Origin of the sequence: Nocardioides marinquilinus (assembly GCF_039543705.1) — a bacterium.
Taxonomy (GTDB): domain Bacteria; phylum Actinomycetota; class Actinomycetes; order Propionibacteriales; family Nocardioidaceae; genus Nocardioides; species Nocardioides marinquilinus.
The window spans coordinates 429,846-440,063 of record NZ_BAABKG010000001.1 but is presented as its reverse complement, the minus strand read 5'-3'; the positions used below and the strand labels follow the sequence as shown (position 1 = coordinate 440,063).

Here is a 10,218-nt window from a genome sequence, read left to right as displayed (position 1 = left end):
CCATGTAGGGCGCGCTGGCGCCTTGGGTGCGGCCGGTGGTGCCCGGGAAGACCCATAGGCCTGCGGTGCCGTTGCCGTAGTCGTAGAGGGCCATGACGTCGTCGAGGCCGTCGCCGTCGAAGTCGCCGGCGGTGATCTTGGTGGCGGGCTGGGACCACCAATTGGCGTTGGTCTCGCGCCAGACCATGTAGGGCGCGCTGGCGCCTTGGGTGCGGCCGGTGGTGCCCGGGAAGACCCATAGGCCTGCGGTGCCGTTGCCGTAGTCGTAGAGGGCCATGACGTCGTCGAGGCCGTCGCCGTCGAAGTCGCCGGTGACCCCGCCACTGTCCACCGGAGCTCCTCGATTCTGCGCAGTGCCGAATACGAACGGCATCACATCGCTAGCGTCGGGAACGCCGTCGCCGTCGGCGTCGGGGGGCGACGTCGGCGTTGAAGGATTGGTCGTTCCTGGCTGGGGGATGGGGTGGGGGTGGAGGTAGGCGGTGGGGGCCGTGATGGGGATCCAACCGGAGTCGGTGTAACCGCCGCTGGGGACGTAGTTGTCGGCGGAGACGCGGACGCGGTTGCCGGAGACTTCCTCGACGTAAGCCACGTGGCCGGGGTTGCCGGACCACCAGGCGATGGCGCCGACCGCGGCGGGTCCCTTGGGAAGGGTGTTGCCCCACAGGCCGGCTCGACCCCAGGACCGGCGGGGGTCGGGCATGCCGTTGCGCTGGAGGCGCCAGGCGGCGTAGAGGGTGCAGTTGTGGGGGCCGGTCTTGGTGCCGATGCCGCCGGCGCCCTGCTCGCCGTACATGCGCCAGGCCCAGGAGTTCCCGGTGGTCGCGGCGGTGGCCTTGTCGCCGCGAATGATCCTGCTCCCGACCGAACGGCGCACATTAGTAATTGCTTACGGATGCATCATCACCACTCGCTCCCCTCCGCCTCCGTCCCGGCGTCCGTGACCTCGTCGAGGTCGAGCTGGGCCCGGTGGATGAGGCCCTCGAACGCGTTGCGCACGGGCGGGTAGTCGTCGATGACGGGGGTGCCGCGGTCGATGCCGACGTTGAAGGTCTCGTCGAAGGAGAAGTAGTAGGCGGTGGTGGTGGGGATGCGGCCGGTGCCGACCTGGGCGCTGTCCACCTCGAGGGTGACGTCGGCGCCGCTGCCGGGCGGGCCGCCGTCGTAATCGAAGCGGACGACGACGTCGTGGCGGCCGGGGAGCATCGGATTGCCGCCGCGGACGACGGTGAGGTCGCGTCCGACGAAGTTGTAGGCGTAGTGGGGGACCCCGCGGACAACGTACAGCCCCCTCCCGAAGCGGCCGCCGTAGGCCACCAGGACGCGGTCGACAGCGCCGGCCCCCATGCCCGTGGCTGAGCGACGACGTCCGCCTTTCTACAACCTCCCCACGCCGGCGGACCGCTCGGACCGCTCGCCGCTCTGGTCGAGGTAGGCGGCGTACTCGGCCACGGCCTCCAGCTGCGTGCCGACGCCGAGCTTGGTGAGGACCGCGCGCACCTGCGAGCGCACGGTCGCCTCGGAGACCCGGTAGAAGACGGCGACGTCGCTGACCGCGGCACCGCGGTAGATGACCTCGAGCACCGAGCGCTCGCGCGGGGTCAGCGAGGCCATCCGGCTCTCGCGCTCCTCGGTGGCCGTGACGTGCTGCTCCCAGGTGCCCTGCAGCACGCGGCGCCGGTGGGGGGTGAGGGCGTGCTCGGCACTGTCGTCCCCCCGGAGCGCCGCGACGACCTCGTCGAGCCCGACGGTGCTCGCCATCACCGAGGCGGCGCCCGCCTCGAGCAGCGCACCCCAGGCGGGGCCGGGCGCGACGTCGGTGAGCAGGAAGCAGGGGCCGACGAGGCACCGCACCGCGACGCAGGCCCGCTCGAGGCCCGCCGGTGTCGCCAGGTCGACCAGCAGCAGCGCCGTCCCCGGCACGGCGGAGCCGGCGCCGCCGGTGCGACCCCGATCCGGGTCCGCGGGCACCACCTCGGAGAGCATCCGGCGCGACACGTCGAAGCCGCGCCCCAGCAGGGCGCTGCACACGGCCTCCGAGACCAGCGAGTGCTCGGCGACCACCAGGATCGCCGACCGGCCCGCTTTCACACCGGTCACGCGCAGCACGATGACGGTGGTCGACGGTCGACGGCCCGAACGGGACCGAACTCCCCCAACTTGGGTGACTACTCGCGACACCAGGCGGACGGTGGTGTCAAACCGTCCCAAATATATGGTAACGGCGAGATCTTCCCCCCATCATCAATTTGATGGATCGTAGGGTCCGAGCGAGGCCGAACCGCTGGCCCGCGTGACCCCGCACCCGGCGCGACGGCCGGGTCCAGCGAGATGACGCGGGCAGGGTGCTCCAGGCGCGAACAGGCGTCCAGCGTCACGCCTCGCCACGAACGGAACCGGGGGGAACCGTTGAACATGACGCATTCGCGACGGAGCGAGTGGGCGCTACGCGTAGCCGTGGCGTCGGTCATCGTCGTGACCTCGCACGCGGTGGCGTGGGAGGTCTACGAGCACACGCAGCGGCTGAGCGACACCCTCACGCTGTCGACGCTGGTCGCCCTGCCCGTCGCGCTCGTGGCCGCGATCCTGCTCGGCATGCAGTGGCGGCTGACCCAGTCGTCCGCGGCGGGCTGGCTCGGGCTGCTGCTCGGCGCCGTGGTGGTGCACGGCTTCGGCACGGCGCTCGCCCGGGTGCCCGCCGGCGCCGACTCGGCCTCCGCGCGGATCACGGCCGTCGACCTGGCCGTCGGGGTGGGACTGCTGATCACCGTCCTGACCGCGGCACGCGGCACGTGGCCACGGCTGGGGGGCCCGGCGCTGGTCGTCGCGCTGCCGGCCGTCGGGCTGGTCGCCCTCCAGTGGCCGGATGCGGCGCGCTTCGCACCCCTGGTGGTGCTGGTCTGCGGCGCCGCGACCGCGATCGTCGTCCGGCGCCAGCTCACCCCGCCGTGGCTGGGCCGCCGCGCCGCCGTCGCCCTGGTCGCCCTCTCGACGGCGCGGGCGGTCGTCGAGCTGTCGTCGCACTGGGCCGAGGTCATGATCCTGGCCCTGGCGCTCGGGCTGCTCGGCAGCCTGCTGCTGTGCGACACCGCCCTCGTGCTGCTGCTCGCGGCGCTGCGCGAGGAGGCCACCATGCTCCGCGGGCTGCACGACCGGCTGGAGAGCTCGGTCTCGGCGCACCGGGGCGACCAGGAGCGGCTGCACGAGATCAGCGGCACGGTGGCCGGCATCGCCTCCGCCACGCAGCTGATCGAACGGCGCGACGCCGTCACGCCCGAGATCCGGCACCGGATGGAGGACATGCTCGCGGCGGAGACGGCGCGGCTGGTGCGGCTGCTCGCCCACACGCGCGACGACGGCCACGAGGCGACGGTCGCCATCGACCTCGACACGCTCATCGGCCGCCTCGTCGCCGGCCAGGAGGCCTGCGGACGGCGCGTGCGCTGGTCGCCGAGCGGGCTCTGCGTGCGCGGGCGCCCCGACGAGGTGACCGAGGTGCTCCACATCCTGCTCGAGAACGCGGCCGTGCACGCGCCGGGCTGCGTCGCCACCGTGGAGGTACGCCGGTGCGGACGCACCGTCGAGGTCTCCGTCACCGACTCCGGCCCCGGCGTCCCCGCGGCCGTCGTCGCCGGGCTCTTCGACTGGGGCGCCCGGGGACCCGACTCACCGGGCCACGGCATCGGCCTGCACGTCGCCCACCGGCTGAGCGACGCCAACGGCGGCCACCTACGCCACGTGCCCTCGCCGGCCGGCGCCACGTTCGTGGTCGACCTGGAGCTCGACGTGGCCGCGTCGTGACGGTCCCGGCCACCGCGCGCAGCCAGATGCGCGTGCTGATCGTCGACGACCACGCCCTGTTCGCCGAGTCCCTCGAGCTGGCGCTCTCCCTCGAGGGGTACGACGTGCGCCGCAACCCACCGGGCGTGGCGTCGTCCAGCGTCGTGCTGTCCCAGGTGAGACGGATGCGTCCCCGCGTCGTGCTGCTCGACCTCGACCTCGGCCCCATGGGCGACGGCGCCCGCCTGGTGCACCCGATCGCCAGCACCGGGGCCAACGTCGTGATCGTGACCTCCACGCCCGACCGGGCCCGGTGGGGCGAGTGCATCCGTCACGGCGCCCGCCAGGTGCTGACCAAGACCCAGCCCCTCAACGAGATCCTCTCGGTCGTGCGTCGCATCGGTCACGGCCTCCCGGTGCTGACGGCGGAGACGCGCGAAGAGCTGCTGCTGCTCTGGCACCAGCGCCGCCAGGAGAGCGGACGGGTGCTGGAGCGGCTCGAGCTGCTCAGCGCGCGCGAGCAGGAGGTGCTCGGCCTCCTGATGTCGGGGCAGCCCGTGCGCGAGATCGCCCGGCTGGGCTTCGTCTCCGAGGCGACGGTGCGCACCCAGGTGAAGTCGGTGCTGTCGAAGCTCGAGGTGTCCTCGCAGCTGACGGCGGTCGGCATCGCCCACCAGGTCGGTTGGCGACCCCCATCTCGATGAACCGCCCGCGGGCTTTGCCTCATTTGCGGCATGCCGGGCCCTGACGCCCCGACCTAGCGTGACCCGACCAGCACATGGGGTGCGGCGGAAGGGGATGGTCGATGGCAGGCGTGGCGGTCGACCTCGTCGCTCCCTCGGAGCCGGCGCCCCGGCTCGAGCCGACCACCTGGCGCCGGCCGCGTCCCGCCCGCCGCGCGGGCACCCGCACCGAGGCGCTGAGCACCGTCGCCGTCGACGTCGTCGTGCTCGTGCCGCTCGTGCTCCTGCTCGACGTGCTCACCGCGACGGCCTTCGTCGTCGGCGCCACCACGGTGCTCTCGACCCGGGGGCACTACGCCGAGCGGTTCCACCTCTCGGTGCTCGACGACCTCCCGGTGCTGATCGCCGGCGTGGTCGTCGGGGGCGCTGCGGCCGTGACGCTGGGGCTCGCGTGGACCGACGTCGGGATCGGGCCCCTGCTGCTCGCGATCGCGCTCACCTCGGTCGCGCTGCCGCTGGGCCGGGCGCTGCACGTCACGACGGTGCGGCGCCGGCGGCGCAGCGGAGCCGTCGCGTGCCCGACCCTGCTGGTCGGCGGCGGCCCCGTCGCCCGCAGCCTCGTCAGCCGCGTGCAGGCCCACCCGACCACCGGCATCCGGCTGGTCGGCTACGTCGAGGAGTCGGCGTGCGTGCCCGGTCTGCCGTGGCACGGCTCGACGTCCACGCTGTGCTCGGTGGTCGCGGGGTGCGACGTGCGCGCGATCCTGGTGGGCGACGCGCTGGGCGCGCCGGACGACCTCGTCGACGCCCTCCGGCGGTGCGCCCGCCCCGACCTGCGCATCTACCTGGTGCCCCGGCTGCCCGAGCTGCACCGCAACGACCGGGCCGACGACCAGATCTGGGGCGTGCCGCTGCTGCGGGTCAGCCGGGCGCCCGGACGACGGTTCTCGGTGCGGGCCAAGCGGGCCTTCGACCTCGTGGTGGCCGGCGCGGCCCTGCTGGTGCTGCTCCCGCTCCTCGCCCTGCTCGCGCTGGCGGTGCGGCTCGACCTCGGCGCCCCGGTGATCTTCCGCCAGGAGCGCATCGGCCTGCGGGGCCGGCCGTTCGACGTGCTCAAGTTCCGCTCGATGCGGCCGGCGCAGCCCGGCGAGGACGGCGCCTGGACCGCCGGCGACCGGATCAGCACCGTCGGACGGCTGATGCGTCGCTACTCGCTCGACGAGCTGCCGCAGCTGGTGAACGTGGTGCGCGGCGAGATGAGCCTGGTCGGCCCACGGCCCGAGCGGCCGGCGTACGTCGACAAGTTCGGCGCGGAGGTGCCGTGGTACCGCCACCGCCACCGCGTGCCGGTCGGGCTCACGGGGCTCGCGGCGGTGGAGGGGCTGCGGGGCGACACCTCGATCGTCGACCGCGCCCACTTCGACAACTGGTACATCGAGAACTGGTCGCTGTGGCTCGACACCAAGGTGCTCGCCCGGACCGTCCTCGCGGTGTTCCGAGGCAGCGGCGGATGAACCGTCCGCCCCACGACGACGACCACGCCACGGGGCCGGGTCGCACGAGGAAGCAGGTTGCAGCATGAGAACGACTCGAAAGGCTCTCGGTCTGACCGTCATGACCGTCCTGGTCGTCTCGGGATCCATGGTCGCCGCCGGTCCCGGCACGGCCGGCACGAACCACGGCGCGGTCGTCTCGGCCGACCCCGCCGACTGGACGCCGCACGTCGTGGACGAGAAGGTGCGCTCGACCGCGACGGTCGACGGCATCACCGTCGCCGTCGGCGACTTCGACCAGGTCCGCGAGCAGGGGTCGTCGACGACGATCGCCCGGCACCTGGTCTTCGCGTTCGACTCCTCCGGCCAGGTGCTCGACCAGGTCGACCCGGTGATCACGGGCAGCCAGGCCTGGGACGTCGTCCCCGCCGGCGACGGCCGCAGCGTGTTCATCGGCGGCTCGTTCTCACGGGTCGACGGGCTGGCCCGACCGCGCGTGTTCAAGATGGACGTGCACACCGGTCAGGTCGACCCCACCTTCCGGCCGCCGAGCATCAACAACCGGATCACCACGCTCGAGCTGCGCAACGGCCGGCTCTACGCTGGCGGCTACTTCACCCAGGTCGGCGGCGTCGCCCGCACGGCCCTGGTGGCCCTCGACCCCACCACGGGCGCCGACACCGGCACCGTCGGCGTCACCGTCGCCGGCACGTGGAACGGCGGCGTCATGCGCGTGGAGGAGATGACCCTGAACCCCGCCGGCACCAGGCTGGTCGCCATCGGCAACTTCCGCAGCGTCAACGGCCAGGAGCGCAACCAGATCTTCATGCTCGACCTCGGCCCGACGAGCGCGACGCTCTCGCCCTGGTCGACGCGTGGCTACTCCAACAAGTGCTCGAACACCTTCGAGACCTACATGTACGACGTCGACTCCTCACCCGACGGGCAGTACTTCGTCGTCGTCACGACCGGCGCCTACTCCGGCGGGCCGGGCGCCGGCAGCCTGTGCGACGCCGCCGCCCGCTTCGAGTTCGCGTCCGCCGCGCCGAACCAGGTGCCCACGTGGGTCGAGTACAGCGGCGGCGACACCTTCACCGCCGTCGAGGTGACCGACGAGGCGATCTACGTCGGCGGCCACTTCCGGTGGATGAACAACCCGTACGCCGCCGACCGGCTCGGCCCCGGCGCGCTCTCGCGGAAGGGGCTCGCGGCCCTCGACCCGCGCAACGGCCTGCCGCTCACCTGGAACCCGGGCCGCGACCGCGGCTGGGGCGTGTGGGGCTTCCGCTCGACGCCGGACGGCCTGTGGGTCGGTCACGACACCGACACGGTCGCCGGCGAGACCCACGGCAAGCTGGCCTTCTTCCCGCTCGCCGGCGGCACCACGATGCCCGCCGACCGCAGCGGCACGCTGCCGGGCGACGTCTACCTGATGGGTCGGCCGGGTGACGCCACGTCGGGCCAGCGCACCGGCTTCGACGGCGCGAGCGTGACGTCGACGGCGCCCCAGGGCGGCGGCGGCACCGACTGGAGCACCGTGCGGGGCGGGTTCATGCTCGACGGACGGCTCTTCTACGGGCTGGCCGACGGCACGTTCAAGAGCCGCACCTTCGACGGCACGCGGTTCGGCAACGTGGGCGCGGTCAACCTCTACCGCAACACCGGCTTCGCGGGTGAGCTGCCGTCGGTGACGAGCATGTTCTACGACCGGGTGCTGGGCCGGATGTACTTCACCCTCGCCGGGTCGACCCGGCTCTACTACCGCTACTTCACCTCCGAGAGCCGCGTGGTCGGCGGCATCCGGTACGAGGTCGGCGACCCCGGCAGCGGCGTCACCTGGAACACCGTGACCGGCGCGTTCCTGGTGGGCGACCGGCTCTACGTGCGCCAGGGCACCACGCTCGCGCGGGTCTCGTGGCAGTCCGGCGCCCCGGTCGCGGGCTCGCGGGCCGTGGTGAGCGGGCCGGCCGTGGACGGCGGCGACTGGTCGTCGCGGGTGATGTTCCTCCGGGCTCCCTGAGCCCGTGCACGAAGGACTCGGCGCGCTCGTCGCCAGGCTCTGGGGGCCCGGCGACGAGCGCGACTCCCCCGTGGTCGTCACGACCGGCCGGCTGCCGGCGACGCACCGCCTCGTCGAGGAGTACGCCGTGGTGCCGTCGCTGCGCCGGCCGCGCTACCTGCTGCCGGTCGGCGGCCGGCAGGCGGTGACGGCGGCGCTCGGCGACCACCTCAGCGCCACCGGGCCGCGCTCGCGGGCCGCGGCCCGGGCGCTCGCCCTCGCCTGGGCGAGCGGCACCGGGCCGGGCCTGTTCCGCGACCGGCTGCGGGTCGGCCTCGACCGGCGGGTGCCGGCTCACGACCGTCCGCGGTGGCTGCTGCTCGACCGGCTCGCCCTCGAGCTCGATGCACCGGGGCTGGTCGCCGTCGTCCCGGTGCGCCGCGCGACGCCCAACGCCAAGCCGACCGCACGGCTGTTCACCCGCGAGGGCACCGCGTGCGGCTACCTCAAGGTCGGCTGGTCGCCCGCGACGAGGGCGCTCGTCGACAACGAGACGCGCACCCTGCTCGCGCTCGGCGGCACGGCCGGCGTCGTCGAGGTGCCCACGGTGGCGGCCGCGGGCCGGTGGCGCGGCCGCCGCAGCTTCCACGTCGCGCGACCGCTGCCGGCCCGCCTGACCGCGTGGGACGGCGCTCCGCGCGCCTCGTGCGGCCCGCTGCTCGACGTCGCGGCCCGCGGCGACGTGCGCGACGTGCGGCTCGACGCGTCGCCGTGGACCCGGTCGGTGCTCGACCGGCTCGAGCCCGCCGAGGCCGGCGTGCCCGTCGAGACGGCGGCCCTGCGCGCCACGCTCGGCCGGGTGCTCGGCGGACCCGACGGCCGGGCGGTGCTGACGTTCGGACGCTGGCACGGCGACTGGGTGCCGTGGAACCTCGGCCGCCTCGGCAACCGCCGCATGGTCTGGGACTGGGAGTACAGCGCGGACGCCGCGCCGCTCGGCTTCGACCTGCTGCACTGGCACTTCCAGACCCGGCTCGCCCACCCCGACGCCACCGTGGCGGTGGCCGTGGACGCCGCGTGGGCCGCTCGCCACGACCTCCTCGCGCTCGGGGTGCCGCGGGAGCACCACGACCTGCTGGTGCGGCTCTACGTGCTCGAGATCCTCACCCGGGCCGTCTGGCTGGCCGGGCACGGCAGCGGGTGGAACCCCAAGCTGCAGCCCGGGCTGCTGGCCGCGGCCGCCGGGTGCGCGGCCTGACCACGCACCCGACGGCCGGCCACACCGTCGGCTGGCAGGTCAGCGTCCGGCGGGTCGGACGGCGGCGGGTCGGGTCGTCGCGGACTCGAGCAGGCCGCCGCCGCGCAGGTCCCACCCGAAGCTGCGGCCCAGCCGCGCCTCGAGGGCCGCGACGTGCGGCTCATAGTAGTCCGCGAGGCGCTCCCGCTCCGCCGCCGGCATCGACGACGACGGGAGGTGGTTGAACCGGTGCTTGGTGGTCGGCGGCAGCTCGGGCAGGCCGAGGAAGGCGTGCACGGCGGCCAGGCACGGCCCGGGCGCCTGGTACAGGTCCTCGCTGCGCACCACGTGCAGCCGGTCGGGGTGCAGCGCGTCGAGCCAGGGGCCGAGGTGCTCGAGGTAGCGACCCCGGGCGAGGTAGCTGCAGTAGTCGTGCCGCTCGCTGCGGTAGCCGGGCTCGCTGCGGATGCGCTCGGCCTCGCCGGCGAGCCGGCCGGCCTCGGCGTCCAGCGCCTCGCGGAAGGGCAGCGACTCGGTGCCCGCGTTGACCCGCTCGCGGTGGTGCGACCAGATGCGGTCGACCGGGTTGCGCAGCAGCACGACCACCTTGACCGCCGGCAGCGTCTCGAGCACGCGGTCGAGCACCAGCGGGTGGAAGACGTAGTACGGGGCCGCCTCGCCGGTGACGGCGGGCGCACCCGTGCGTCGCTCGACCCGGCGCCGCTGGACGACGGTCGGGAAGTGGGCGCGGTACCAGCCCTCCCCCCGGTCGACGTTCAGGTCGAGGTAGTGGGTCTTCTTCGCGTTCTCGACGCCCGGCCACATCGGCACCACGTTGGGGTGCTGCAGCAGGTACTTGTACAGCGAGGTGGTGCCGCCGCGCTTGGTGCCGATGATCAGGTAGTCGGGCAGGGGCCGCAGCCGGCTGGTGGAGCGGCCCACGGCGCGGATCGCGGGGCGCGAGGCCTCCTTGGCCCAGTCGGGCAGCGCCTGCTTCAGGCTGACGGCGAGTCTCATCTGCGTGCT

The 10,218-nt window shown here is 73.9% G+C and carries 9 protein-coding genes; 5 read left to right on the top strand and 4 right to left on the bottom strand.

The window, feature by feature from the left end; genetic code table 11:
• The 3 genes from ABEA04_RS02150 to ABEA04_RS02140 form a co-directional block, all read right to left on the bottom strand.
• On the bottom strand, window positions 1-796 hold a 796-nt coding region (locus ABEA04_RS02150), incomplete at its 3' end, for a CHAP domain-containing protein (RefSeq protein ID WP_345454067.1).
• A 107-nt stretch (window positions 797-903) separates the two neighbouring features.
• The gene (locus ABEA04_RS02145) at window positions 904-1,347 is read right to left on the bottom strand and encodes a hypothetical protein (protein WP_345454064.1); all 444 of its coding nucleotides are present in this window, start codon (window positions 1,345-1,347) and stop codon (window positions 904-906) included.
• Between the two features lie 30 nt (window positions 1,348-1,377).
• Window positions 1,378-2,100, bottom strand: coding sequence for a helix-turn-helix transcriptional regulator (locus ABEA04_RS02140; protein WP_345454061.1), 723 nt, complete (start codon window positions 2,098-2,100; stop codon window positions 1,378-1,380).
• 357 nt (window positions 2,101-2,457) lie between these two features.
• On the opposite strand from ABEA04_RS02140, the gene ABEA04_RS02135 reads away from it, so the two are divergent.
• From ABEA04_RS02135 to ABEA04_RS02115, 5 genes are all read left to right on the top strand, one after another.
• Window positions 2,458-3,801 carry a sensor histidine kinase gene (locus ABEA04_RS02135; RefSeq protein ID WP_345454058.1) on the top strand — a complete coding sequence of 448 codons (1,344 nt, stop codon included), beginning with the start codon at window positions 2,458-2,460 and terminating at the stop codon, window positions 3,799-3,801.
• Window positions 3,798-4,484, top strand: a complete 687-nt coding sequence (locus ABEA04_RS02130) for a response regulator (protein WP_345454055.1) — start codon at window positions 3,798-3,800, stop codon at window positions 4,482-4,484. Before ABEA04_RS02135 ends, ABEA04_RS02130 begins: the two co-directional genes overlap by 4 nt.
• A 101-nt stretch (window positions 4,485-4,585) precedes the next feature.
• Complete coding sequence (locus ABEA04_RS02125; protein ID WP_345454052.1) at window positions 4,586-5,977, top strand: exopolysaccharide biosynthesis polyprenyl glycosylphosphotransferase; 1,392 nt, start codon at window positions 4,586-4,588, stop codon at window positions 5,975-5,977.
• 64 nt (window positions 5,978-6,041) lie between these two features.
• Entirely contained in the window at window positions 6,042-7,976 is a 1,935-nt protein-coding gene (locus ABEA04_RS02120) for a hypothetical protein (protein ID WP_345454049.1), read from the top strand.
• 4 nt (window positions 7,977-7,980) lie between these two features.
• The gene (locus ABEA04_RS02115) at window positions 7,981-9,213 is read left to right on the top strand and encodes a hypothetical protein (protein ID WP_345454046.1); all 1,233 of its coding nucleotides are present in this window, start codon (window positions 7,981-7,983) and stop codon (window positions 9,211-9,213) included.
• Between the two features lie 39 nt (window positions 9,214-9,252).
• On the opposite strand, the gene ABEA04_RS02110 is transcribed toward ABEA04_RS02115, so the two are convergent.
• A complete protein-coding gene (locus tag ABEA04_RS02110) occupies window positions 9,253-10,209 on the bottom strand; it encodes a sulfotransferase domain-containing protein (RefSeq protein ID WP_345454043.1) in 957 nt (318 codons plus the stop codon).
• Window positions 10,210-10,218: the final 9 nt, after the last annotated feature.